At 37.0% G+C, this 23,490-nt stretch carries 25 protein-coding genes; 11 read left to right on the top strand and 14 right to left on the bottom strand.

The window, feature by feature from the left end:
• Window positions 1-56: 56 nt before the first annotated feature.
• Genes AC106S_RS05885 through AC106S_RS05875 form a run of 3 tightly spaced genes read right to left on the bottom strand, consistent with a single transcriptional unit; the run spans window position 57 to window position 2,431 of the window.
• Window positions 57-1,070 carry a TQO small subunit DoxD gene (locus AC106S_RS05885; RefSeq protein WP_482438153.1) on the bottom strand — a complete coding sequence of 338 codons (1,014 nt, stop codon included), beginning with the start codon at window positions 1,068-1,070 and terminating at the stop codon, window positions 57-59.
• 28 nt (window positions 1,071-1,098) lie between these two features.
• Window positions 1,099-1,500: a hypothetical protein gene (locus tag AC106S_RS05880; RefSeq protein WP_482438152.1), complete on the bottom strand. Its 402-nt coding sequence runs from the start codon at window positions 1,498-1,500 to the stop codon at window positions 1,099-1,101.
• Window positions 1,501-1,516: 16 nt separating this feature from the next.
• Window positions 1,517-2,431 (bottom strand): alpha/beta fold hydrolase, encoded by a 915-nt coding sequence (locus tag AC106S_RS05875; protein ID WP_482438151.1) that lies wholly within the window; start codon window positions 2,429-2,431, stop codon window positions 1,517-1,519.
• A 493-nt stretch (window positions 2,432-2,924) separates the two neighbouring features.
• Here AC106S_RS05875 and AC106S_RS05870 point away from each other — a divergent pair, with 493 nt between their 5' ends.
• On the top strand, window positions 2,925-3,104 hold the full coding sequence (locus tag AC106S_RS05870; protein WP_482438150.1) for a hypothetical protein: 180 nt from the start codon (window positions 2,925-2,927) through the stop codon (window positions 3,102-3,104).
• A gap of 112 nt (window positions 3,105-3,216) precedes the next feature.
• On the opposite strand, the gene AC106S_RS05865 is transcribed toward AC106S_RS05870, so the two are convergent.
• Window positions 3,217-3,819, bottom strand: a complete 603-nt coding sequence (locus AC106S_RS05865) for a hypothetical protein (RefSeq protein WP_482438149.1) — start codon at window positions 3,817-3,819, stop codon at window positions 3,217-3,219.
• A gap of 479 nt (window positions 3,820-4,298) precedes the next feature.
• Here AC106S_RS05865 and AC106S_RS05860 point away from each other — a divergent pair, with 479 nt between their 5' ends.
• The 3 genes from AC106S_RS05860 (at window position 4,299) to AC106S_RS05850 (ending at window position 6,987) form a co-directional block, all read left to right on the top strand.
• A complete protein-coding gene (locus tag AC106S_RS05860; protein ID WP_482438148.1) occupies window positions 4,299-5,228 on the top strand; it encodes an IS1595 family transposase in 930 nt (309 codons plus the stop codon).
• A 60-nt stretch (window positions 5,229-5,288) separates the two neighbouring features.
• Complete coding sequence (locus tag AC106S_RS05855) at window positions 5,289-6,227, top strand: hypothetical protein (RefSeq protein WP_482438147.1); 939 nt, start codon at window positions 5,289-5,291, stop codon at window positions 6,225-6,227.
• 199 nt (window positions 6,228-6,426) lie between these two features.
• Complete coding sequence (locus AC106S_RS05850; RefSeq protein WP_482438146.1) at window positions 6,427-6,987, top strand: DNA-3-methyladenine glycosylase I; 561 nt, start codon at window positions 6,427-6,429, stop codon at window positions 6,985-6,987.
• A 129-nt stretch (window positions 6,988-7,116) separates the two neighbouring features.
• Here AC106S_RS05850 and AC106S_RS05845 read toward each other — a convergent pair whose 3' ends face one another.
• Together AC106S_RS05845 and AC106S_RS05840 are read right to left on the bottom strand one after the other, a co-directional pair.
• The gene (locus tag AC106S_RS05845; RefSeq protein ID WP_482438145.1) at window positions 7,117-7,626 is read right to left on the bottom strand and encodes an LptA/OstA family protein; all 510 of its coding nucleotides are present in this window, start codon (window positions 7,624-7,626) and stop codon (window positions 7,117-7,119) included.
• A 309-nt stretch (window positions 7,627-7,935) separates the two neighbouring features.
• Window positions 7,936-8,298, bottom strand: coding sequence for a winged helix-turn-helix transcriptional regulator (locus AC106S_RS05840; RefSeq protein WP_482438144.1), 363 nt, complete (start codon window positions 8,296-8,298; stop codon window positions 7,936-7,938).
• Window positions 8,299-8,391: 93 nt separating this feature from the next.
• Here AC106S_RS05840 and AC106S_RS05835 point away from each other — a divergent pair, with 93 nt between their 5' ends.
• The gene (locus AC106S_RS05835) at window positions 8,392-8,928 is read left to right on the top strand and encodes an NAD(P)H-dependent oxidoreductase (protein ID WP_482438143.1); all 537 of its coding nucleotides are present in this window, start codon (window positions 8,392-8,394) and stop codon (window positions 8,926-8,928) included.
• 103 nt (window positions 8,929-9,031) lie between these two features.
• Here AC106S_RS05835 and AC106S_RS05830 read toward each other — a convergent pair whose 3' ends face one another.
• The 4 genes from AC106S_RS05830 to AC106S_RS05815 all read right to left on the bottom strand — a co-directional run bounded on the left by AC106S_RS05830 (window position 9,032) and on the right by AC106S_RS05815 (window position 13,649).
• A complete protein-coding gene (locus AC106S_RS05830) occupies window positions 9,032-9,505 on the bottom strand; it encodes a hypothetical protein (RefSeq protein ID WP_482438142.1) in 474 nt (157 codons plus the stop codon).
• A 98-nt stretch (window positions 9,506-9,603) separates the two neighbouring features.
• Window positions 9,604-11,073: an FAD-binding oxidoreductase gene (locus tag AC106S_RS05825; RefSeq protein ID WP_482438141.1), complete on the bottom strand. Its 1,470-nt coding sequence runs from the start codon at window positions 11,071-11,073 to the stop codon at window positions 9,604-9,606.
• Window positions 11,074-11,109: 36 nt separating this feature from the next.
• Window positions 11,110-12,696: a patatin-like phospholipase family protein gene (locus AC106S_RS05820; RefSeq protein WP_482438140.1), complete on the bottom strand. Its 1,587-nt coding sequence runs from the start codon at window positions 12,694-12,696 to the stop codon at window positions 11,110-11,112.
• A 53-nt stretch (window positions 12,697-12,749) separates the two neighbouring features.
• Window positions 12,750-13,649: a magnesium transporter CorA family protein gene (locus AC106S_RS05815; RefSeq protein WP_482438139.1), complete on the bottom strand. Its 900-nt coding sequence runs from the start codon at window positions 13,647-13,649 to the stop codon at window positions 12,750-12,752.
• A gap of 73 nt (window positions 13,650-13,722) precedes the next feature.
• On the opposite strand from AC106S_RS05815, the gene AC106S_RS05810 reads away from it, so the two are divergent.
• Window positions 13,723-14,745: a 3-oxoacyl-ACP synthase III family protein gene (locus AC106S_RS05810; RefSeq protein WP_482438138.1), complete on the top strand. Its 1,023-nt coding sequence runs from the start codon at window positions 13,723-13,725 to the stop codon at window positions 14,743-14,745.
• 162 nt (window positions 14,746-14,907) lie between these two features.
• On the opposite strand, the gene AC106S_RS05805 is transcribed toward AC106S_RS05810, so the two are convergent.
• Window positions 14,908-16,068 (bottom strand): thioredoxin family protein, encoded by a 1,161-nt coding sequence (locus AC106S_RS05805; protein ID WP_482438137.1) that lies wholly within the window; start codon window positions 16,066-16,068, stop codon window positions 14,908-14,910.
• Between the two features lie 294 nt (window positions 16,069-16,362).
• On the opposite strand from AC106S_RS05805, the gene AC106S_RS05800 reads away from it, so the two are divergent.
• The gene (locus AC106S_RS05800; RefSeq protein ID WP_482438136.1) at window positions 16,363-17,988 is read left to right on the top strand and encodes a tetratricopeptide repeat protein; all 1,626 of its coding nucleotides are present in this window, start codon (window positions 16,363-16,365) and stop codon (window positions 17,986-17,988) included.
• Window positions 17,989-18,314: 326 nt separating this feature from the next.
• Here the strand turns inward: AC106S_RS05800 and AC106S_RS05795 are convergent, their stop codons facing one another.
• Window positions 18,315-18,524 carry a hypothetical protein gene (locus tag AC106S_RS05795; RefSeq protein ID WP_482438135.1) on the bottom strand — a complete coding sequence of 70 codons (210 nt, stop codon included), beginning with the start codon at window positions 18,522-18,524 and terminating at the stop codon, window positions 18,315-18,317.
• Between the two features lie 231 nt (window positions 18,525-18,755).
• Between AC106S_RS05795 and AC106S_RS05790 the strand changes: the two genes are divergently transcribed.
• The gene (locus AC106S_RS05790; protein WP_482438134.1) at window positions 18,756-19,628 is read left to right on the top strand and encodes a TraB/GumN family protein; all 873 of its coding nucleotides are present in this window, start codon (window positions 18,756-18,758) and stop codon (window positions 19,626-19,628) included.
• 57 nt (window positions 19,629-19,685) lie between these two features.
• On the opposite strand, the gene AC106S_RS05785 is transcribed toward AC106S_RS05790, so the two are convergent.
• Together AC106S_RS05785 and pruA are read right to left on the bottom strand one after the other, a co-directional pair.
• The gene (locus AC106S_RS05785; protein ID WP_482438133.1) at window positions 19,686-19,907 is read right to left on the bottom strand and encodes a cytochrome C551; all 222 of its coding nucleotides are present in this window, start codon (window positions 19,905-19,907) and stop codon (window positions 19,686-19,688) included.
• Window positions 19,908-20,252: 345 nt separating this feature from the next.
• Window positions 20,253-21,878: an L-glutamate gamma-semialdehyde dehydrogenase gene (gene pruA / locus AC106S_RS05780; RefSeq protein WP_482438132.1), complete on the bottom strand. Its 1,626-nt coding sequence runs from the start codon at window positions 21,876-21,878 to the stop codon at window positions 20,253-20,255.
• A gap of 405 nt (window positions 21,879-22,283) precedes the next feature.
• Between pruA and AC106S_RS05775 the strand changes: the two genes are divergently transcribed.
• The 3 genes from AC106S_RS05775 to ureB all read left to right on the top strand — a co-directional run bounded on the left by AC106S_RS05775 (window position 22,284) and on the right by ureB (window position 23,489).
• A complete protein-coding gene (locus AC106S_RS05775; RefSeq protein ID WP_482438131.1) occupies window positions 22,284-22,646 on the top strand; it encodes a hypothetical protein in 363 nt (120 codons plus the stop codon).
• Between the two features lie 157 nt (window positions 22,647-22,803).
• Window positions 22,804-23,106 (top strand): urease subunit gamma, encoded by a 303-nt coding sequence (gene ureA / locus AC106S_RS05770; protein ID WP_045499458.1) that lies wholly within the window; start codon window positions 22,804-22,806, stop codon window positions 23,104-23,106.
• A 14-nt stretch (window positions 23,107-23,120) separates the two neighbouring features.
• Window positions 23,121-23,489 (top strand): urease subunit beta, encoded by a 369-nt coding sequence (ureB, locus tag AC106S_RS05765; RefSeq protein ID WP_482438130.1) that lies wholly within the window; start codon window positions 23,121-23,123, stop codon window positions 23,487-23,489.
• Window position 23,490: the final 1 nt, after the last annotated feature.

Here is a 23,490-nt window from a genome sequence, read left to right as displayed (position 1 = left end):
TATACAAAACCTCCGGAACTGCCGGAGGTTTTTTTATGGGAAACCGTTTTAAATTATTATTGTCCGGATTCTGCGGTCCACTCGGTCCCGCTGATGTCAATCAGTTTTATCTTATGAATTTCTTCTTTTTTCAGATTATCGGTTTTAACCATCAGATCTGCCTTAGCCCCAAGCGGAATGATCATGCTGTGTTTGCCTGGTTTTACTCTGGCTACATAATGGTTCCTGATATTTTCTTCCGGGAACTTTGAAAGATCAGCCTGATCCAGTTCTTTCAATATTTCTCCGTTTTTATTCAGTATCTGGATCCCGATCAGGAAAGATCCGTAAACATCAGCTCCCTGTGTCCGGTATACCTCAAATTTCAGCTCCTGATGATTTAAAGTTATATTGGAGATTTCAACTTCAGGCTTTACCGATTTATTGTGAAGTTTGCCCCAGACCCCTCCGTGAAAATACTGGTTGGTAAACAGCGTCAGTCCGAAGATCATTGCGGAACCGGCCAGGACAAGGATTTTAGGTTTCGATACCGGAAGATTGCCGGAACCTAGCCACAAAAACCATTTTCGATGGGTAAATGCCCTGTTTTTCTTTATAAAATAATAATCGAAGGAATATGAGCTGCTACCGGAAAGAAACAGAACAAATCCACCTGCAATTCCCAGGACTCCGATCTGCCATTCATCAAGACAAGTTGTCCCGATCCAGCCGGAACCGAGAAGGATTCCCAGGGCCAGACTGAAAATTCCGATGCTCATCAGTCTTGTAAAAAGGCCCAGAATGATAAAAAGCCCCACGATGGCTTCAACAATGGTAAAGATCATCATCGATCTTTGTAAAGCGTCGGGATGGGTAACCAGATACTCAATAAGAGGTTTGATTCCTAAAGCATTGGGCAGGAAATGGTTGAACTTTTCACCGATATATCCGTTTTCATCGGGATTTAATTTGTTTTCAAGGATAAGTCTTCTCCAGAATGCCGAGAAGTAAGTCCATCCGATCACAAGCCGGATGGAAAGGGTATATAGACCTGCCAGATCGTAAGACCTGCTGTCTGCTGTATGTTTCATTATATTTTATTGGTTTTAAAGATTGATATTAAATAAGGTTGAAGAATGATCTACCCAGATTTAATTTCAGTCTTTTAAATAAAATATATTTCGGAGGGCTGTTTCCTGAAACTTTTCCCGAGTATGAACTGATCCGGGTAGCATCACAGACAGAAAATGATGGGGTATCCCGCCGAAGATAAGGGATTTCTTTATGCTTTTTCCGGTCCGTTTTGGAAACTGAAGATTCTGATGAGAGATTTTCCGTAGCTCCTTCACAGGAAAGTACGGATCCGGAGGCTATTTTTACTTTATTCAGCCCGCTGATATACTGAATATCAAAAATACTGAGCAGATCCCGTTTCACGGAACACGGAGATAATGAAAACACCAGAACAAGCATCATAAGAAATGCTTTATAAGTTCTCATATGGATTCCGGTAGCTGGCATTTTACAAAACTACACTTTATTTTAAATGAACGCTTATAAATCTCAGAAATTCATTCTGCTGATCCACAAACAGGTAATGGGAGCAATTGTCTATGATGGTAAAGTGATCTTTTCCTGCAATCTTTTTCATATGATTAAGCTGTTTATCTGAAAATATGCCGTCATTTTTACCGTAAACAGCATAAACCGGAATTCCTTTCCTTCTGATCTCTTTTAAAACAGATGTATTATCCAGATTGTTCAGAGGTTCATTCCGGTAAAATTTTAACGGAGATTCCTGATTTCTGAAATTAGCGGCATAAAATTCACCGTTTTCGTAGGCTTTTCTGAGGTTATTGCTTTCCGAAGTAGGAGAGGGCATGGTGAAGAACTTCATTTCACCGGCCAGTTCATAGCATCTTTTTCTGTACGCTGCGGAATTCTTGTTGAGACTTTCTGTTTCTGCAATCTTTTTCAGTTGCAAAGGATCGTTTTTAAACATTTCTTTTCCCTGTTTCAGAATATGATCATAGGTTTCCTGTTGGGTGAACAGGGCACCTGCAAGTATCAGAGAGCTAACTTTTTCCGGATATTGCCGGGTAAATAATGTGCCGATGATTCCTCCGAAACTGTGGGCAAGAATTGCTGCTTTTTTGATATGGTAGGTCTCGTAAACTGTATTAAGGTCCTTAAAACTTTCACTGAAAGTCATTGTTGCGGTACTGTCTTTGGACCGTCCTTCACCGCGTCTGTCATAGACAATCACATAAAATCCTCTGTCGGCAAGCTGCTGTGCCGTTGTACCTTCAAATAAAGTGGCATTTCCGCCCGGACCACCATGAATGAAAATAACTGCCGGATTTTTATTATTTCCATATGCTTTGGAATAAATAGGCTGGGCACAGGAAAATATCGAAAACAAAGAGAAAAGTATAGTGGAGAATAGCTTCATGATCTTAATTTAGTTTCAAAACTACTGAATATTCCAAGAGCCTGCCTAAATTTATTTGAAAAAATGTATATCTGATGTCTAACCTTTGGTGGCTGTTGTTGCTGAAACAATTTTCCACAGATCTCAGATAGCACAGATTTTTTATGGAGATGAACTTGCAGAAAATCTTTGATTTTCTTACGCCTTAAAAGCAGCAGCATAATTGAATCTTGCGTCATTGCGATTCTCTAACAAAAAACTTGCTCAATGAGAGATAATAAAAGGCGCCTACATACAATGTTACACCAATTATTTTAATTAAAAGAGAATGTCAATTTACGACATTCTCTTTTGTTTTGGTATCAAATTTTATTATATTTGTATTCATCTCGCTTGAATTGTCTTAGATACAATTCATTCATAGCATATAACATCTCTATAACTTTAGAATCATTAATCTCGAAATTTAAATGATTCTTCTATAACTTTTTATTTATTCATAAAAAATCAAATTATGAGTACCCAAAAATTTAAGAAGGGTGATATGGTCTATGTAAATACCAACCCAAAAGTTAAAATGTATTTAAATACTGCTAAATCAAATGAACCAATTAGAATTGCGTATTTAAAAACAGGATTAGTTAGAGCTTCTCCTGATTTTATGCTTAAACTATTTGAATTATCCAAAGACTAACTTTAATTACAAACTTTAAGATAAGGAAGAGTATATACTCTTCCTTATCTTTATTTGATACATATTATATATCCGTTTTTTAAAACAGTTATAAAATCGATTTATTTCTCCATTAATTTTGCATTGCTCCAAGCATTTTGAAATTAATATCGTTCATTCTCTTTAATTGTTGAACTGATAAATCCCCACCTCTATCTGCTAATTGTATACTTTTTTCGAACTCTTGTGCTTTACTTAAAAGTTCAGGATATTCGATCATTGCTGATTGGTCACCATTCATGGCCTTTTTATAGACAACTAAATATTGGTCAACGTATTTTTCATAGTCATCTAACATTTTGTCATAATCATTATTTGTAGAAGATTGAATATTATAATCATCTTCATTCAAATTTGGATCACTTGAAAGAACAGTTTCTCCTTCTTGTAATGTATCCTTTTCTGAAGATTTTAAAAAATCTGAAACAGCCTTGTTACCACATTGTTTAATATAAAGTTCTTCTGCTAATTTTTCAAGTTTTTCTTTTTCTTCACCTTCGTACTTAGCTTCTATTTTTTCTATTTCTTCAACGTATTTTAAATTTTCAGATGTATTTGATAAATCTTTTTGTGATTTACACATTAAATCTGCGATGGTTTTAGCATCACTTTCAATTGATTTTCCACATGAAATTAATAGTCCTGTGACCATTAATGAATAGATAATTTTTTTCATAGTTAAAATTGATTTTTTAATGATTTAAACTCCACAAAACTATTTTGTAGAGTGATAATTTCCATACGGAAATCCGTAATCTGGTTGAACATAAAATTGATTTTAATTTCTTCTAGTCCCGAAGAAGATTGTTATTAGAAAAAAAGAAAGCGTGGGACTGCCAACTAATTCTCTAACGGGCTCTGGTAAGCCATGGACGAATAAGCAACAGCCCACGCCATAAAAGTATAGCGCAGGTCAGTTTACTTATTATCGTCCTAAATAATTTACCAGATTCGTTAGAGACAATAAGTTTACACCTTCTTAATGTGTTCGATAAAATGTCTTAGGATACTATATATCCATAATTTTAAGCAAATATAAAGAGTTTTTTATAAGAAACCCAATAAGTTCAAACTTTAGCAAATCTTTAGCGTTACACTTCGTGAAATATCTTATAAAATCTTCATTTTCCGGACTATATGTTCAAATGAGAACATATGGATATTTTCAATCAATCGAAGTTTAAGTCTATTAGAGAATTAATTAATACGTTCAATACTGAACAAAAATGTATCAACTTTTTAGAACAAATATTTTGGCCAAATGGAGAACCTATTTCGCCTTTTGATGAAACTTCAAAAGTGTATAAATGTAAAAATAAATACAAGTGTAAGAATACAGGTAAATATTTCACTATAAGAAATATAGGGTTATTTAAGAACTCAAATCTTAAGCTTCAAGACTGGTTCATTGCTATCTGGTTATTTACAAGTCATAAAGGAGGTTTATCATCTAAACAATTAGAAAGAGATCTTAATTTAACACAGAAAACAACATGGTTTATTCTTAAAAGATTAAGATCATGCTCAAAGTTTGAAAACAACCATTTGTTGTCTGGTAAAGTTGAAATTGACGAAACGTATGTAGGTGGGAAAAATAAAAATCGTCATGCGGATAAGAAAGTAAAAAATTCACAGGGACGAAGTTTCAAAGATAAAGTTCCTGTATTGGGATTAATTCAAAGAGGAGGAAAAGTAGTAGCAAGAGTAGTTCCAACTGTTAGTAGAGAAGATTTAGAGCCATTCATTTTTAGAACAGTTAATTTACATGATACAGTTTTCACTGATGAATGGAAAGCATATGGTGGATTACATAAATTTTATAACCATTCAATTGTTAATCATGGAAAAAAGGAATATGTTAATGGGAATGCAAGCACAAATTGTATTGAAAATTTCTGGACACGCGTAAAAGGTGCTATTATTGGTGTTTATAGAGTTACTTCAAAGAAACACCTACAATTATATATCAATGAATTTGTCTTCAAACATAATACAAGAGAAATGAGCCCAAGTGAAAGATTTATGCATTTGATTTCAAATATTAAAGGTTGTAATTTGACTTATCAGAAATTAACAGCAAAATAAAATAGCTAAAATGAATTTCAAGAATATTTCCATATTTTTGAATAACTAAGCCAAATTAAAATGAGTAAAAATGTAGTCTTTCCGTATGTAACTTTTAATAGATTTATAGATGAATCTGCAATTAAAAAATTATGTTTGTTTTATGATAATATATTTATAAGTGAGGGGAGATTTAGTATTATATCTGATATAGATACTAAAGAAATAACAGAGGAAAATCATTCTTTGCACTATGAAAAGGCTGTATGGGACTTTTTGAGGGATAATGGTGTAGTTAAAGAATATCCTTATCTAAAAGAGAAATTTGATTCACCAAATGAGGATGTGGTTGAATTAACTACCCAATTGAAAAATCTATTTGAAAAAGAAAGATCTAAAAAGAATTGGCCTAAGACCCCAACTGAAGAACAGTTAAAAGAAATGAAAGAAGAATATTTCAATCATCTCTTTTTAAGTCATGACATATCGATAAGATTGGATTCACTCCATTTAAACAAATTGGATAAAACATCAGAATATTATCCAGTTTTAAGAACAGCCGATACATTAAAAAGTGATAGTAAAAAAGAACAAATCATACAATTTATCTTAAATGATATTCCTGATCCAGATTATAATACTTCTTGGGATCACATAATTGAATATCGTTCGGATGAAAGTGTAAGAAATAAATATCTTGCGTTGATGAACTGGGTTAATAAAGCTGCAAATTCAAATTTGAAGTTATCAGAATTAAAAGATGAGTATGATTTTCTATACAGTGATTATATGCAACAATTTAAACTTCATAAAATGAAATATAATAACTCTAAATTAGAAGTAATATTGAGCTCAACTATAAATTTTATAGCAAATGTATCTACTGGCAACTATGTTTCTTCATTAAAAGATTTGTTTCAATTTAATATCAAAAATGCCACATTATTGCAAGATGAGTCTAAAATTCCAGGTAAAGAAATTGCTTACATATATCATACAAAAATGAAATTTGGAAAATAAAAAATATATTTAAGTGATTAATTAAGTGTAACATTGTATGTAGGCGCCTAATAAAAATATTTAAATTTTTTTAAAACTCTACAATTAGAAGTAACAGAATCTGATTTACCGTAAAATTATAAAGATAAAAAAAGACTGCTGACTGACAGTTGTCAATATCCTGTCTTATCTTTATACCCAAAACCGAAAATATATTTCAATGAGTTATTGTTTAGCGATAGAAGGAATGCAGCCTGAAAGCAGAAAAGAGCTGCATAAAAATTATCATGATTATTATTACGGGTTTCCGATTCATGATGACAATGAACTGTTCGGAAGGCTGATCCTGGAAATCAATCAGGCAGGTTTGAGCTGGGAAACCATTCTGAAAAAAGAAGAGGGCTTCAGAAAAGCTTACAGTAATTTTAATATCCGCGAGATTGCGTCCTATACTGAAGAAGACCGTGAAAGGCTTCTGAACGATCCGGGAATTATCAGAAACAGACTGAAAGTAAATGCCGCCATTGAAAATGCCAAGACAATACTGCAGCTTCAGAATGAATTCGGCTCATTTGAAAAATGGCTGGAACATCATCATCCCAAAACCCTTCAGGAATGGATGAAACTGTTTAAGAAAACATTCAAGTTTACCGGTGGAGAGATCGTGAATGAATTCCTGATGAGTACAGGATATCTGAAAGGAGCACATCATGAGACATGTCCTGTACATGCTAAAGTTTTGGAACATAAACCTTTGTGGAAAGAAACGGAAGAGGGGTAAAATGATGAGGTAAAAGTAAGTTTTTGGGGGGGGGGGGGGGGGGGGGGGGGGGCGCGCCCCCCCCCCCCCCCCCCCCCCCCCCCCCCCCCAAACCCAAAAACTTACTGCAGTTTATAAAAAGAGGCTTTTCTATCGTAAGCTTCGTACTGAAACATCAGGTTTTTCACCCTGAGGAACAATAAAAATGGCATTGTCGCTGATGATATCTCCCGGATCGAAATAATAGCTGCCTGTTACCGGAATCATACTGTTTGTCAGTTTACCGGACCTGTCATAAGCAGAATACGTTACATTGATGAGCTGGGCTTTCATTTTCAGTTCAATTTTTTTAGAGGTCAGTTTGGCTCCTGTTGCATTGATGCAGTTCAGCTCTACAAGGCCGGTATTACTTACGATCTGGGGAAAAGCGGAAAGCCGGATATTGTAGGATTTATCTGTTGTATTCTTTACAGATGCGGAAACTTTATAGCGGTCATAAGGTTTTCCTCCTGCTTCCGTACTTTCTTTGTTGAGGATGGAAAAAGTAACACTCATTCCGTTTACTTCTATCGTTTGGCCGTCAGAGATCTTTTGGGCACTGACAAAAGCTCCGCAAAACAGAGCTGCTGCCATACAGGTTAAAAAAGCAGGGTTTTTCATAATATCAGATTAGGTGGATAATGCTGATTAAATTTACAAAAAATGTGTTTAAAATATTCTTATGAAATTCGATTTCGTAGGATTAATTTCAGTTTGGGGTGACAGGATGCATATAAACGCCTGGAAACAGGAAGAGGAAAATCATAAGCCCACCAAAAATTAGCATTTATTTTTAAAATAATCTGATTTACAGAAGTTTTCAGTCTTCATTCAGCTTCAAATCCGTATCAATGAGAAACTCTTAACCCGGACCGGGGCCGAATTATATTCCATTTATTTCCATTCCTTTTAAATTCCGGAATCAGAAGATCACTTTTGAATGGCACGTCTGTGTTCGTTGCCCCATTTTTCAAGTTCAAGAATAATAGTTTTGAGCTGATACCCGATTGCTGTAAGTTCATATTCTACCCGGGGAGGAACTTCAGCGTAAACCGTCCGGGTGATGATCTGATCTTCCTCAAGCCTGCGGAGCTGAAGGGTGAGCATACGTTCGGTGATGTTGGGAAGACATTTCTTCAGTTCCCCGAATCTGAGCTTTCCGTTGATGAGGTAACAGCAGATAGCCAGAGACCACTGCCCTCCGATCAGGTTCGAGGCATACACTTCAGGACATTCGTCAGCCAGAGCTTTTTTATTGGCAAAATTGGTAGAAGTTTCCTTTATTTTAGTCATTACTTACATTTTTTATAGTACCATACAATAGGTAGCTAATGTACAAAATGTAAGTTACATATATTAATTTTGTAGCAGAAATTAGCTTAATAAATGAAAACATTAGTTATTGTCATCCATCCGGATATGGAAAAATCTGTGATTAATAAAAGATGGATCGAAGAATTGAAAAAATATCCTGAAAAGTATACCGTTCATGCATTGTATGAAGAATATCCGGATGAAAAAATAGATGTTGCCCGGGAGCAGAAGCTGATGGAGGCTTATGATAAAATTGTTTTTCAGTTTCCCTTTTACTGGTTCAGCAGCCCGCCGCTTCTGAAAAAATGGCTTGATGAAGTCGTTTTGTATGGCTGGGCTTACGGAAGCAAAAGCGGCTACCGGCTCGGTGGGAAAAAAATGTCGCTGGCAGTGACGGCAGGAATTGATGAAGAAGGCTATACAGCTTCAGGAAAGTATAAATATACAATGAATGAGCTTTTCCGGCCTTATGAACTGACCTTTGATTATATAAAGGCAGATTACAGAGAACCTTTTGTGTACTACGGAATCGAAAATGATCCTTCGGAAGAGTGGATTGAAAGAAGCATTCCGATGTATCTGGAATTTTTGGATTCCCTTATAAATTAATTCGGGTTCCGGGCAAAGAATTTCCTGAGCTGGAAATTATTCATGAATTATCAGCTCGGGAAAATTGTTTTATTAAGAGAAATTTTTCAGCAGCTTTTATATTTTAACCGATATATTTTCTGCTAAAGTCATCTAAATTTATCGCCTGCTCCCGGAAGTAATCTCTGAACTTGTCAGAAAGTCCCTCATCTTTAAATTTTACAACAGTGTACCCACTGTCAAAAGCTGTAATTTCCAGAATGCTTTCACGAATAAAAAAGTGATTGCTTTTCCATACGTCTGGGTCTTCGGCAGACAATCCGGAAATATACTGTGAATCCGTCTGGGTAGCGGGAGGAACGGCAGCTATTATTCCCCAGATCATCTGAGTATTGCTTTTATAGATCTGTTCAAATTTTTGATGATTCAGAATAAAAAAATCATGGTCAAAGTCAATAGGGATCATATCGTCAGACACGAAATCCAGATCGGTGAGGATCCAGTTACAGGTCGTGAGGTCTTCCCAGACAGGCTTCAGAACCTCCTGAAGATTAGTATGAAATTTTACCTTTTTAGTGCTTCTGATGATCCAGTTCATGTATTCTTATTTAAAATTTTTAACTTTTTCCTCAGCCAGCTCATTATAAATAACAGAGGCATTGTAAGCCAGGGCCGGCCATCTTCCCGTAAATGTTTTTATTTATAGTGCTGATAGAATTTATTGTCGAAAACTTCCTGAGGATCGTATTTTCTTTTCAGCTCAAAAAAAGTTGCGGCCTGAGGATATACATTTCTCATTTTTGTCTTACCAATGTGCAGGCGGTAGGGAAGATAGAAAGTTCCTTCATTTTTAATCGTAATATCTACAAGATCATTGGTCAGAAGCTTCATCGCATTTTCCTGTTTATCCGTTTTTTTCTGATTAAAAAGAAAGACAAATCCGAATACATTTTCTCTTGCATAATTCATATAGCTGTCTTCATCTTTGTTTACAGCACGGATGGTGATATTAAGCAGATCCAATTCTGATTTCCGGAGGACCGGCTTGATATCTTTGATAAACTGTTTGAAATTTCTTTCAGGGATAAAATATTCCTGAAGCAGATCAGTAGAATGAGGATCTTTATTCTCAATAAGAGAAACATGATCGTTCAGCAGTTCATTTCGGGAATATACTGCATTTTTAGTCATTTTATTCATTCCTGTTTCCAGATCCCAGCGCAGCCTTTTTCCATATTCACTGTTTACAGAACTTCTGAAAACAAGCCGTTTGGTCTCTTCATTTTTTGCATTTTGTACAGGAAGAGAGTATGGTTTTTCATTCACTTTTTCAAAATAATTGATCGTAGCTTCTTCCAGAAAATGTTTGTCGGAAATTCTCAGTCTTCCGAAAACAAGGTGTACATCAGGATTGTTGGAGATAAATTTTTGATAATAGTCGGGATAATTTTCTGCGTTTAACCGGATGTATTTGTATTGCAAAGCAATATTGTCAACAACCTTTAACTTAACATCAAGGATAATTCCGAAAAGTCCATAACCTCCGATTACCAGTTTAAAAAGTTCAGTGTTTTCTTCTCTGCTGCAGGTAATGATTTTCCCGTCTTCTTTCATTAAAGTAAATGAAATAACGCTTGAAGAAATGGGAGGAAGATTCTTTTGCCATCCGTGGCCGTTTACACTGATTGATCCGCCTACGGAGAATGAACTGAAAGCCTGCATTACAGCAACCGATTTTTCGTATTGGTCAAGGTATTTCAACGCATCTTCCCAAAGAGCTCCGGAACCAATGGTCAGAATATTATTCTTTACATCCAGTTCCATTTGTTTGTAAGTAAGCATATTAAGCAGAATACCTCCCGGATAGATCGTATGACCACCCATGCTGTGTTGTGCACCCGCAATTGATATCTTTAACTTTTTCTCTTTTGCGTATTTCAGAATTTGACGGAGTTGATTCTCAATTTCCGGTTTTGATGACGGAACTTTTATAAGGGTGTCTATCCTGGTTAAATTGAGCTGGCTGGCATCATTGGTATATCCTTTAGGAATATCTTCTCTATGATCTGATTCATTCCATTTTGTTTTTAAAACGTGGATCAGTGGAACAGAAATAAAAATAAGAGCTGCAGCTATTCCGAAAATAAAAAAATATTTCTTCTTCATCTGGTTATTAAAGGGCTTAAAAATAATGAAAATTCCTTACCCCACCGTCGGTGTATCCTCTTCCTTCAGTATTTTTTTATCCTTCATTGATAGTAACATTCTTTCGTATTTGTATTTTTCCCAGTCGAACCGGTTAAGAAAATCCAGAGCAGCCTGAAAGCCTCTGTTAAAGAGATCTTCTTTTTCTTCCTTTTTCATAAAGAAATTCAGCCAGCTGCTGGTTCCGCAGTTGACGGACTGAATACTGAACAGGCGGTAAAAGCTGTGTTTAATCAGGAAAGACTTATCATTGAAGCCTTTTAAGGTACTGATGATATTTCCGGCATAGGAGAAAGGTGTTTTGAGAATCTCTTCGCTGGTTTTTCCTTTTTCTGAAAGAAGATCAGAATCATTGGTAAGCTGCACCCCGAACAGTGGTAACCTGGGATAGAAAACATCTGTGGCATGGAAAATATCAATCGGAAAATTGGAAATACTGCCACCGTCAATGAAAACTCCCACAGGGTAAATGTCTTCGGGCTTTGTGCTCATCCAGAACTTCCATGCGTATTTTACGGAATCGTCATCCCGGTTGATTCTTTTCTGAAATGGCTCAAAAAAGAAAGGTACGGACATGGAAGCCCGCACAAACTCAGCAGGGCTGATGTGTTTCAGCTCTTCTTCAGACCAGTACAGGTTCGCCATCGTAGGAAGCTCCACCTTAATCCTGGCATTGATATCTGTTGCTATGACTACATATTCCGACCGGAGCTGGTAAAACGGATTGTTTTTGTAATAATCATTTTGGGCTGCACTCTCATAGAAAATCTTATAGCGGGTCAGATCAATATGTTCAGCATTTTTATTTTTAATCGCTTCAATATTCTGAAGGGTAAGCTGATAATACTCCTGGTTATTTCCGTAACGGTAGCTAAGATTGAGGTGATGCTCCTTCTGAATAAACTTTTGATTGAGCTGGGCTACCGTTCTGACCCCGAATCCGTCCAATGCTGTTTTCATAGTATCTGAAAAAGTATTTCCAGGATTGAAGCCGCTGTTCTGCTTTCTGAAATCACTATAAAATTTTTTAATACAGAAAAAGGCAATTACCACAGGGATCAGCGGAATCAGGAAAAGGAGTTTGGCGGTGAGTGTCGTTTCCGGACGGGAAGCAAAAGGAATAATAATCAGGATCATCATGACCGCTGCGAGAAGATATGCATTGATCTTAAAAAAATTCTTATTATTCAGAATCGCATGCATGGTGGTTTTTACATAGGTTTTTCCATCCATAAAATCAGCAAAATTCCAGTTGAATAAAATGTCTTTGATAACTTCGCTTTTAGCTTCCTCTTTTGTTTTACAGGCCGCAATTAGCATTGTATTGATGGCTCCTGCACTTGTTCCTGCCACTTTCAGAAAACGGATGCCGAAAATTTCCAGCCCATACAGATAACCGACGAGTGCGCTTCCCCATACACCGCCGCCTTCCTGTACAAATTCTACATACTGGTTTCCGTAAATATCCAGCAGATCTGAAAACTCTTTGGATGAGATGTTCTCATGCAGGGCAATAAGTTTCTCTTTAGAGTCCGCGGAAAGAATATCGTCTTCGAGAATTGTATTCAGCTCTTCGGTTTTCATGGTGGATATTTTAGAGTGGGTGATGTGTATTGGGGGGAACTATTACAGAGTGGCTACCATTGTTTCCTTCTTGCATAAATAAAGGTACAGATCACCACCACAGCCATTACTCCAACGGTTATAAAATAGCCGTATTTATGATGAAGTTCCGGCATATTGTCGAAATTCATTCCATACAGTCCGGCAATAAACGTGATCGGTAAAAAATAAACCGAGTAGATTGCCAGAACTTTCATCACCTGATTGGCTTTCTGGTCGGAAAGGGCCAGGAACATAGAGATGAGGTTGGTAATCTGGATATTCAGATGGTCGAAATCGGCTACAACGTCCTTATGTTTATCTTTTAAATCGACGATCTCGGAATCCTGAAGATCTAATAATTTGAATTTATCCACAGCATCAGTAGAAATAACAAGTACCCGGGAATTAAGCCCTGATTTTCGTTTCAGCTTATAAAGTCTCCGGATCTGGTTCGTATGGTTGGTGTTCTTCAGGAATATTTCATTCTCAATATTATCCATAGTTTCCAGAAGGCTTACCGATTCATCATCAAAACTTTTCATGATCAGAAGAGCAATCATTAAGGCCACTTTGGAAGGAGAAACTTCTGCTTTCATAGCAGAAAGCTGCTTTTTCGTCTCCGAAATGCTTTTCGTTTTCATCCGGTGGATGGTAATGATGGTATTTTCCAGCAGAAAGATTCCGATCTTGGTGCTGATATCGCTGATGGTGTTGAGATTTTTCCGTTCCAGTTCCGTGCTTTCGCGGAGGAGGAAGAACTTTACGTTTCCGTCTTCTTCATATTTGGGGAGGTGATTGGGATCCATGGTATCTTCCAGAAGAAGATTATTGATCTCGTATCTTTCGTGAAGAAACTTCAGGTCTTCCGCGGTAGGAGCCTCTACATCTACCCATTCGCACTGGGAATCTCTGTATATTGTGTCAATTGGCATACAATAAAAATACTAATATTTTGAAATACTATGTGTTAAATAAGTTTTATCTTTGCCAAAATTAAAAAACTATATGATTAAAAGTACAATAAAAGGGATCGGATTTTATGTACCAGATAATGTTGTTACCAATGATGATCTAGCCAAACTAATGACTACCAATGATGAATGGATCACAGAAAGAACAGGAATCAGGGAAAGAAGACACAGAAAAAACAGGAATGATTCTCAGGAAACCAGTGCTTATTTAGGTTTTAAAGCCTCTGAAAAAGCCATTGAAAAAGCGGGACTGACGGCTCAGGATATCGATTATATTATTTTTGCAACCCTTTCACCGGATTATTATTTCCCGGGATGCGGGGTATTGCTTCAGGAAATGCTTGGATGCGGAACAATTGGTGCTTTGGATGTAAGAAATCAATGCTCAGGATTTGTATATGCGATGAGTGTAGCCAATGCGTTCATTAAATCGGGAACTTATAAAAATATATTGGTTGTAGGTGCAGAAATTCATTCTTTCGGACTTGATTTTTCCGATGAAGGAAGAGGTGTTTCCGTGATTTTCGGAGATGGGGCAGGAGCCATTGTACTTTCCGCTACGGAAGATGAAAATGCAGGAGATATTTTAGCCGTGAATATGCATTCTGAAGGAAAATATGCTGATGAATTGTGTACCCAGTTCCCGGGATCTAAATTCGGATGGAGCGACAGAATGAGAAAAGAACCGGAAAACGTGACGAATAAAGAAGTATACCCAATCATGAACGGAAACTTCGTATTCAAACATGCCGTAACAAGATTCCCGGAAACCATGCAGGAAGCCCTAGATAAAGCAGGGAAAAAGATTGAAGATCTGGATATGTTCATTCCGCATCAGGCTAACCTTAGAATTGCCCAGTTTGTACAGCAGAAATTCGGACTTCCGGATGAAAAAATCCACAACAATATTCAGAAATACGGAAATACAACGGCTGCATCTATTCCAATCGCTTTAAGTGAAGCTATTGAAGAAGGAAAAGTCAAAAGAGGAGATCTTGTACTTCTTTCCGCTTTCGGAAGCGGATTTACATGGGGAAGTGTTTTGTTTGAATATTAATAAAGACTGATAGACAGCAGAAATATAAATTAACCTCAATCCGGGATAAAATATAAAACATCTGATCTGGACCGGTTTGATCTGAGAAAGGAAAGTAACTGACCTGTTAAAAATAAAAAAGCCCCGCAGAAAATTTCCTGCGGGGCTTTTATACGGTATTGATTAAAGACTTTTCAGCAGTTTTTCAGTATCTCCGAAATCTTCTCCTGCAGCTTTAGCCAGCTGGATTGCTTTTTCTGCCCAGATCTTTGCATTGCTTTTATCACCTATCTTGTTGTAAAGGTTGGCTAATGTATCTGTATTGGCATAACCTTCTTTTTTCTTCACAGATTCCTGTGCCCATGCTATCGCCAGCTGTAAAGACGGTTTATTGTTTACATTCTCAAAGAAATTCCAGGCAATAGAATTTAATTCATCAGAAGTGGCCTTAGTGGTATCCTGGTAAAGTTCTATGGTCAGCTTTTCATAAGTCGGAATATCCTTATCTTTTAAGGCTCTGGAAGCTTTAGCTCTTTTCAGGATTTTTTCAGCCTCTTCTTTAGTCATGAACTTTTGTGTTTCTGTCATGAAATAGCTGTCATTCCACGTTTTTGTATCTGCATTATATGCTTTTTTAGCAATAGTGTTCAGTTTGACGCTCTTGTCGAATTTCTCGTATCTGTCTTCCGGGAAAATCTTGATAATATCAGCCTTTTTAGACTGGAAAATTTTATATACAGGACTGTCTGTGCTCTGAACACCTGAAAGAAGCATCTGTACATCTTCCTGATCTAAAGTTGTTTTCTGCTGAAAATAACGTTCCAGTACTCTGCCTGCAAACTCTGCATCATTATAGATGGTAAGCCCGGCAAGATTTTTAAGGAATTCAGGATCTTTTTCTCCCTTTTCAAAATTCTGTTTCAGCGATGTCAGCCTTTTGTTCGGATCTTCAGCATCTTTAGCAAACTGGATGAAATCTTTTTCTTCCACATACCCTAACGTTCTGTGTACTTCTTCCCCGTTACCATTGATGAAAAGATAAGTAGGAAATGCTTTTACATTGTATTTTTTTGCAAGGCCTATTCCTTCTCCTTTTTCCATATCAATTTTTGCATTGATAAAGTGGGAGTTATAATAGTCACCTACGGTCTGCAGCGGGAATATATTTTTCACCATCAGTTTGCAGGGTCCGCACCATGATGCATAAGCATCAATAAATACAAGTTTGTTCTCTTTCTTTGCTTTTGCAAGAATTGCAGCGAAATTGCTGTCTTCAAATTTAATTCCCTGTGCCCAGGATAAAACTCCTATAAATAAAGAGGTAAGTATTGCTATTTTTTTCATAAAACTTTTTATTGATTACAAATGTAATAATTATGACAACATATCAGTCGGTACATTTTGAAAATAGTTACGAAAATTTATTTTCAATATCGTTGAAGTTTGTTTAGAAAATTTAACATATATTTCGCCTATATAGTTATTAAAATAAATTTAATTTATGTTTTTAGTTAAAAAATTAAATAATAAGATAATGTTTCATTAAAAAATAAAATATTAGTAGCTTTGTAAAAAACAAAAAGACACCCCATGAAAATGATGAATTATTATAAAGTCTACATAATAATTTGTTTTTTTATGCCCAGAAGTCTGCTTAAATTTTTGTTTTTATTGATTACTGCCATGCCTGTTCTGGCTCAGAAGAAATACAGCTTCGATCAGATCTGTGAAAGAACTTCTGTTCATATTGCTCCCAAAGATATTCCCCAGGCCCTGAGAAAGGCAGATTCCCTGTACATGTCTGCAAATGAACCATTGGAAAAGGTAAAAAGTCTTATGCTTGTAGCAGAACTCCATCATTTTGCCGGAGAATTCAAGAAAGCCATATGCTATGGTGAAAATGCTCATTCTCTGCTGGGGCAGGTTGAAGATGCCGAATGGATCACCAGGGTCAATGAGTTTCTTGCCAAAGAGTACCGGCTGCTGGGGCTGCATGAAAGATCAAAGAAATATACGCTGCTGGGTCTGAAATCAGCAGACCGTATCACTGATCCCGTAAAAAGAAAAGAAGCGGCAGGATTGCTCAATCAGGAACTGGCATATTACGAAATGGAAATGGGAAATTTTCCCAATGCCATTCCCTATATTGAACATTCGCTGAAAGAATTTGAAAAAATTGATAAAGATGATAACGGCAGACCCGCTGCGGCTTCCTATCAGATGCTCGGGTATGTTTATTTCAGACTTGAAGATTATAACCTTTCGGAAACATATTACCATAAGGCGGAATCACTGCTGAAAGAAGAATGCTGTATTCTGGGGCTTGTTTACAACGGACTGGGCGGAATCCGTCTGAAACAGAAAAACTGGAAAGAAGCTGAGGTATACCTTAAAAAAGCAGAAAAAATTGCCGACAATTCCCGGAGTCTTAAGCTGAAAAAAGCGGTTTATGCCAATATCAATGATTATTATGAAGGAACCGGAGATAATTTCAAAGCTTCACTGTATGCGACAAAATACGTCAGGGCTTATGAAGATATGAATGCCAGAAGCCGCGAGATTACGGGCGTAAATATTGAAAATACACCCAAACTTCATAAAAAAAATGTACAGATCAGCATCATTAAAAACGCGGCAATCATTGTGCTGCTTACCTCTTTGGTGGGAATTGTTATTTTCTTCAGGATTAAACAGAAAAAACAACGCTCAAAACTGAGAAACATCATCAGGACGCAGATTCATCAGATCGCCGGTCAGGATAAAACCATACATAAAAGATCCGGAAATCAGGATTTTTCCAATATCTCCGTAGAAGAAGTTGACGATAAAGACAGCAGTCCGGATAAAAAGAAAAATGAACCTCTGATGACCCAGGAAACAGAAACCAAACTTCTTGAACTTCTGGAAGGTTTTGAAAAAGGAGCGCTTTACAACAGTAAAAATATGTCCCTTTCGTTTCTGGCGGCAGAACTCAATACCAATACAAAGTACCTTTCCTACGTTATTAATCAGCATAAAAATGCAGACTTTAAAACCTATGTCAATCGTTTGAGAATTAGCTATATTGTAGATAAACTCATTAATGATGACAAGTACCGGCAATATAAGATCAGTATTCTTGCAGATGAATGCGGATTCTCCTCGCACAGTAAGTTCGCTTCAGTATTTAAGGCGGTTACTGATTTTTCACCCTCAGCTTATATTAAATATCTTGATGCCGAAAATCAACCGGATCATCATACCCATTTTCACGAAAATAATTAAGATATTGCCTGTTTTTCGCATTCTTCCTTTTCATTTTCATGAAAACAGATAACCAATTGTTTTAGGTAAACGCTTCACTGCTATATCTTTGCGCCAGCTTTATACAGGTGGTTTTTTGTTCCTGAAACCAGTCAGAGCTATGTACTTCGTCCGGTTATGGGTAAAGAAAAATAAATTAAATATGCCTGACCCGGAATATATCTTTACAGATCTGTAAAACACAATTATAACTTATATATCATACAATCGGGGTTGATTGCCCGGTTTTTTTCAGTCAAGTTTTTTTAAGTGCAAATCCGCGGCATTGCCGCGGATTTGTTTTTGTATTATTTAGCCTTTGAACTGTCAGTTTTTATTTTTGCAGAATCTTTGGAAATTACGGCCGGTTCAGAATGGGAAACAGCAGTAGATCCCATACTGTTTCTCATAAAGTCTTTATCGTGTGCATCCTTGAATTCCTCTCTTTTTTCTTTATTCTGGGCACAGCTTCCAAGAAAGATTATTCCCAGAACTGCGGTTATCCATAGTTTTTTCATATTTCTTTATTTTGATGTTTAATGTAATCAAATATAGTGAATTAATAAGATTTTTATGTTAATTTATGGTATACTTTGTGGAAAATTAATTTTCATATAATTAAACAAAGCTTTTGCGGCATATGAAGAAGTTTAGAAACAGCCGGATAAGCATTAAACGGTATGGTTTACATTTTTACAATTTTCTGATTCTGAAAGTCATTATTTTTGAGTTGGTAAAAATGCTCAATTATGAAAAACCATATTAATAAAAGCCTGATCCTTCTGTTGATAACAGTAACAGCACTTACTTTTGCCCAGGAAACCTATCTGTGGAAAGTCACTTCAAAAAACGGAAAACATACCTCATATTTCTTCGGAACCATGCATATGGCAGGTGAATCGTTCTATCATCAGTATCCGGTGATTAATAACTCGCTTATGTCTTGCGATATGGTGATTACAGAAACTGAGACAAAAAAGAACAAGGTGATTGATGAATTCAACAGCCGTGAGGACTCTAACGACCTCGATTCCAAACTGTCTGCGGAAGAATATGCAAGACTGAAAAATGTTTTTAAAAATACAGGAATAGATATCAAAAAACTGAAACGGGATGAAATTGTAAAAATGATGCAGCTTAGAATCTGGAAATCAGGCTGTGCAGGCTCAGATAAATATATGCTGGATAACTATATCCAGAAGCAGGGCGAGGACAACGGTAAAGAAATGGCATATCTGGAAACCTCAGCCATGCAGCAGAACTATATAGAGGAATCAGGAATATCAAGATACAAATCCGGGACAGCGGTGATTAAAGGAACTTTAAAGAGATATGAAAAAGCCATGGCAGCCAATGAAAAAAAATGCAGGGGGATGCAGAATGAATATCTTGAACTGAAAGACCGCTATATCTTTAATAAATCCTGCGAAAGTCTCAGTAAGAGCGACCAGATCCTTGTTACTCAAAGAAACAGCAGATGGATGAAGATTCTTCCTGAACTGATCGAAGAAAAAAACGTTTTCCTGGCCGTAGGACTGGGGCATTTCTCGTACAGCTGCGGACTGATAGAGCAGTTTAAAAGTTTAGGATATTCCGTAGAACCCGTTCCTATGAAATCATAAAAAATCCGCAGAACTTTCATCTGCGGACTTTCCATTTTTAAATTGAACGTGTTATATTTATTTAGCCGGAGGAACCGTTGTCGCTGAATCCGTTTTCATCCTGATGGTATCAGGACTGGTCATCTTTGTTGTCATGGTGTCGGTTGCAGAAGGCGGTGGATTTTTCATAGTGCCCACTGCTGCTGAATCAGAACTTTTCGGTGACATCGTGGATTCTTTGGTTCCGCAGCTCACGGCTAATATTCCTGAACCTATGGCTGCTAACAGTAACTTTTTCATATGATTTTATTTTGGGGTGTTGTATATAAAGTCCAACAATTATTCCTAACAGGCACCGGGAACTCGTAAAGTATAGGTAAAGTTTGTTAAAAAATGTTAGGCTCAATTTAATAACAGCATTTTATCATGTGCTACTGTGAGACGGTGATAATTTAGAATAACTTCAGCTTAGGATACGAATTTTTGACTTCCATTTTTCAGTCTTTTATCTTTCAGCTCCTAAATCCGAATTCAGATTAGAATAATAAAAAGCCCCAAAACCGAAGTTCCGGGGCCGTATATGTAAAGAACAGGCAACAATTACTCATTGCCCATTACCCATTACCCATTACCTATTACCCATGATTACCCTAAATATGGATATTTGTAATCTTTTGGAGAAACGAAAGTTTCTTTGATACTTCTTACGGATGTCCATCTCAGTAAGTTCATTTTAGAACCTGCCTTATCGTTGGTACCGGAAGCTCTTCCTCCTCCGAAAGGCTGCTGTCCTACAACCGCACCGGTCGGTTTGTCGTTGATGTAGAAGTTTCCTGATGCATTTTCCAGAGCTTTGAATGCTTCATTGATCGCATAACGGTCCTGTGCAAAAACAGATCCTGTTAACGAATAAGGAGAAGAAGAGTCAACTAATTTTAGCGTCTCTTTCCAGTCCTGATCCTCATACACGAATACAGATAAGATAGGCCCGAAGATTTCCTCAACCATACTTTCATACTGAGGATTAGTGGTTTCAATTACAGTTGGGTGTACAAACCATCCTTTAGCATCATCACATGTTCCGCCGATTGCTACGGCAGCTTCACCGGAAGCATTCGCTCTGTCGATATATCCTTTACATTTTTCGAAAGAATTTTTGTCGATGACAGCGTTCACGAAGTTGGACGGATCCTCAGGAGAACCTATTTTGATCGTACTCATCTGAGCTTCCATTACTTTTTTCACATCAGCCCAAAGAGATTTAGGTACATAAGCTCTTGAAGCCGCGGAACATTTCTGTCCCTGGTATTCGAAAGCTCCTCTTACTAAAGCAGTGGCTACCGCCTCTACGTTGGCAGAAGGATGAGCAATTACAAAGTCTTTACCACCTGTTTCGCCAACAATTCTCGGATACGTTCTGTAATTGTGGATATTGTCTCCGATCATTTTCCACATTCCCTGGAATACTTTCGTAGATCCGGTGAAGTGAAGACCGGCAAAATCAGGGTGTGCCAGTACTTTTTCAGCCGTTTCTTTTCCGTCTGTAAAGATCATGTTGATTACCCCGGCAGGAAGACCCGCCTCAGTTAATACATCCATAATTACTTTTGCAGAATAAACCTGCTTGTCAGAAGGTTTCCAAACTACAACGTTTCCAAGCATAGCCATACACGTAGGAAGGTTTCCTGAAATCGCCGTAAAGTTGAACGGAGTTACTGCAAAGCAGAATCCTTCAAGCGGTCTGTATTCCACACGGTTCCAGATTCCGTTATCAGAAACAGGCTGTTCAGCATACATTTCAGTCATGAACTCCACGTTGAATCTTAAGAAATCGATGAACTCACATGCCGAATCAATCTCAGCCTGGTGTACATTTTTAGACTGTCCGATCATCGTTGCCGCATTGATCACATCTCTGTAAGGGCCTGCAAGAAGATCAGCAGCCTTTAAGAAAATTGCTGCACGCTGTTCCCAGCCCAGTTCGTTCCATTCCTTTTTAGCTGCCAGAGCCGCATTGATCGCGTCATCTACATGCTGCATGGTACCCTTATGGTAAAATCCGAAATCATGGGCATGATCCTGCGGAGACTGAAGCTGTACTTTCTCACCGGTTTTCACTTCTTTTCCGTTGATGATCATTGGAATTTCTGTCTTTTCAGCCCACATCTTTTTGTAAGTGGCGATAAGGCTTTTAACTTCAGGAGATCCCGGTACATAAGAATTTACCGGCTCGTTTACCGCTAATGGTACTTGCGAAATTGCTTTTGACATATTATGTTGTATTATTTTAAATTAAAAATATGTTGGTATACAAATTTACAATAATTATAAGGAAAGAAAAAATACACTTCATTTTTGTAAAATTATAAACAGGAGTGCCTGATCTTTGAAAAATATGATTTTTAAGTATGAAAAAAATGGATATTTATATGTTTTTTAATTAAATTTTTAAATCAAAAGTTCTAATGTCCGGAATTTGAATATTTGTATAATTATAAACACTTCAGAACTTGTCATAGTTGGTAAATGAATCTTATGTGCTGTATTAAAGAGGGTTATCCTGAAATACTGAATTTTCTGTTTTTTAGATTTGTCCCGATTTTGAACATTTTAAAGATTTTTTTTGATAGCTGAAAGATGTGGTATTACCCTAATTTTACACCATCAATGACTGATATGAAAAAAAGGATTCTATTATTCTCTTTTATAATGTTTTTTGCCGCCTTGTGTACAGGTCTCTTTGCAGATCAGGGCAAAACTCAGTCATATGCTGATGCTTCATCAAAAGCACATATTCTGAAACAGTCCGATAACCAGACCCAGGCTGATATCTATAATCTTTCCGACGATCAGGATACCCAGGATTCCGAAGACCCTGAAAAAGTAAAATTTGATTACTCAATCATCACCCAGCAATGGCTTAACTTTTTCTTCAACGGTTATACGTACAATACCAAAGTAGCGGCCGTACAGAACCGCGTTTATATTACAGCACCAAGATACATTCTGTATCAGTCTTTGCAGATTGCAGGCTGCTAATCATCACATCCATTTTTTAATGAATCGCTATAACTGATAGGTATAAAAATACATATCCATAGTGCTCATTACCTCTTATCAGATACTTTGAACCCTTCATTTGCCTTTACAGAAAGGCAGACAGGGAATCGTATACCCAATTTTTAAATTCAATACTATGCATTTAACACCGAGAGAAACGGAAAAGCTTATGCTGTTCCTGGCAGGAGAACTTGCCCTAAAAAGAAAGGCAAGAGGCCTTAAATTAAACTATCCGGAATCCATCGCTTTAATCAGTCACTTTTTGCTGGAAGGCGCCAGAGACGGAAAAAAAGTAGCCGAGCTGATGCAGGAAGGTGCCAATCTGCTTACCAAAGATGATGTAATGCCGGGAGTGGCAGAAATGATTCATGACGTACAGATCGAAGCAACCTTTCCCGACGGAACCAAACTGGTAACCGTGCATAACCCAATCCGTTAATACCTATTTCTATTATGATACCAGGAGAAATTTTTGTAAAAGAAGGTGCCATTATCTGCAACGAAGGCAGAGAAACGGTAAAAATAAAAGTAACCAATACAGGAGACCGTCCCATTCAGGTAGGTTCACACTTCCACTTTTTCGAAGTCAATAAGGCAATGAGCTTTGAGCGTGAAAAAGCATTCGGAAAGAGACTGAATATTGTAGCCAGTACTGCCGTGCGTTTTGAGCCGGGAGAAGAAAAAGTAGTAGAGCTGGTAGAAATAGGAGGAACCAAAAAAGCAATGGGCTTCAATAATCTTGTAGACGGACAGGTAGATTCCGAAGAACAGAAAAAAGCAAGCCTGGCCAAAATTGAAGAGTTAAACTTTAAAAATCATTAAG

The organism is Chryseobacterium sp. FR054 (genome assembly GCF_056844565.1).
Note: the sequence above shows the minus strand (reverse complement) of the source record. Positions and strands in the feature narration are given on the sequence as shown.

Coding starts and splice junctions, on each gene's coding strand:
- AC106S_RS05885 (WP_482438153.1), bottom strand. CDS start 1,070: ATGAAACATACAGCAGACAGCAGGTCTTACGATCTGGCAGGTCTATAT.
- AC106S_RS05880 (WP_482438152.1), bottom strand. CDS start 1,500: ATGCCAGCTACCGGAATCCATATGAGAACTTATAAAGCATTTCTTATG.
- AC106S_RS05875 (WP_482438151.1), bottom strand. CDS start 2,431: ATGAAGCTATTCTCCACTATACTTTTCTCTTTGTTTTCGATATTTTCC.
- AC106S_RS05870 (WP_482438150.1), top strand. CDS start 2,925: ATGAGTACCCAAAAATTTAAGAAGGGTGATATGGTCTATGTAAATACC.
- AC106S_RS05865 (WP_482438149.1), bottom strand. CDS start 3,819: ATGAAAAAAATTATCTATTCATTAATGGTCACAGGACTATTAATTTCA.
- AC106S_RS05860 (WP_482438148.1), top strand. CDS start 4,299: ATGGATATTTTCAATCAATCGAAGTTTAAGTCTATTAGAGAATTAATT.
- AC106S_RS05855 (WP_482438147.1), top strand. CDS start 5,289: ATGAGTAAAAATGTAGTCTTTCCGTATGTAACTTTTAATAGATTTATA.
- AC106S_RS05850 (WP_482438146.1), top strand. CDS start 6,427: ATGAGTTATTGTTTAGCGATAGAAGGAATGCAGCCTGAAAGCAGAAAA.
- AC106S_RS05845 (WP_482438145.1), bottom strand. CDS start 7,626: ATGAAAAACCCTGCTTTTTTAACCTGTATGGCAGCAGCTCTGTTTTGC.
- AC106S_RS05840 (WP_482438144.1), bottom strand. CDS start 8,298: ATGACTAAAATAAAGGAAACTTCTACCAATTTTGCCAATAAAAAAGCT.
- AC106S_RS05835 (WP_482438143.1), top strand. CDS start 8,392: ATGAAAACATTAGTTATTGTCATCCATCCGGATATGGAAAAATCTGTG.
- AC106S_RS05830 (WP_482438142.1), bottom strand. CDS start 9,505: ATGAACTGGATCATCAGAAGCACTAAAAAGGTAAAATTTCATACTAAT.
- AC106S_RS05825 (WP_482438141.1), bottom strand. CDS start 11,073: ATGAAGAAGAAATATTTTTTTATTTTCGGAATAGCTGCAGCTCTTATT.
- AC106S_RS05820 (WP_482438140.1), bottom strand. CDS start 12,696: ATGAAAACCGAAGAGCTGAATACAATTCTCGAAGACGATATTCTTTCC.
- AC106S_RS05815 (WP_482438139.1), bottom strand. CDS start 13,649: ATGCCAATTGACACAATATACAGAGATTCCCAGTGCGAATGGGTAGAT.
- AC106S_RS05810 (WP_482438138.1), top strand. CDS start 13,723: ATGATTAAAAGTACAATAAAAGGGATCGGATTTTATGTACCAGATAAT.
- AC106S_RS05805 (WP_482438137.1), bottom strand. CDS start 16,068: ATGAAAAAAATAGCAATACTTACCTCTTTATTTATAGGAGTTTTATCC.
- AC106S_RS05800 (WP_482438136.1), top strand. CDS start 16,363: ATGCCCAGAAGTCTGCTTAAATTTTTGTTTTTATTGATTACTGCCATG.
- AC106S_RS05795 (WP_482438135.1), bottom strand. CDS start 18,524: ATGAAAAAACTATGGATAACCGCAGTTCTGGGAATAATCTTTCTTGGA.
- AC106S_RS05790 (WP_482438134.1), top strand. CDS start 18,756: ATGAAAAACCATATTAATAAAAGCCTGATCCTTCTGTTGATAACAGTA.
- AC106S_RS05785 (WP_482438133.1), bottom strand. CDS start 19,907: ATGAAAAAGTTACTGTTAGCAGCCATAGGTTCAGGAATATTAGCCGTG.
- pruA (WP_482438132.1), bottom strand. CDS start 21,878: ATGTCAAAAGCAATTTCGCAAGTACCATTAGCGGTAAACGAGCCGGTA.
- AC106S_RS05775 (WP_482438131.1), top strand. CDS start 22,284: ATGAAAAAAAGGATTCTATTATTCTCTTTTATAATGTTTTTTGCCGCC.
- ureA (WP_045499458.1), top strand. CDS start 22,804: ATGCATTTAACACCGAGAGAAACGGAAAAGCTTATGCTGTTCCTGGCA.
- ureB (WP_482438130.1), top strand. CDS start 23,121: ATGATACCAGGAGAAATTTTTGTAAAAGAAGGTGCCATTATCTGCAAC.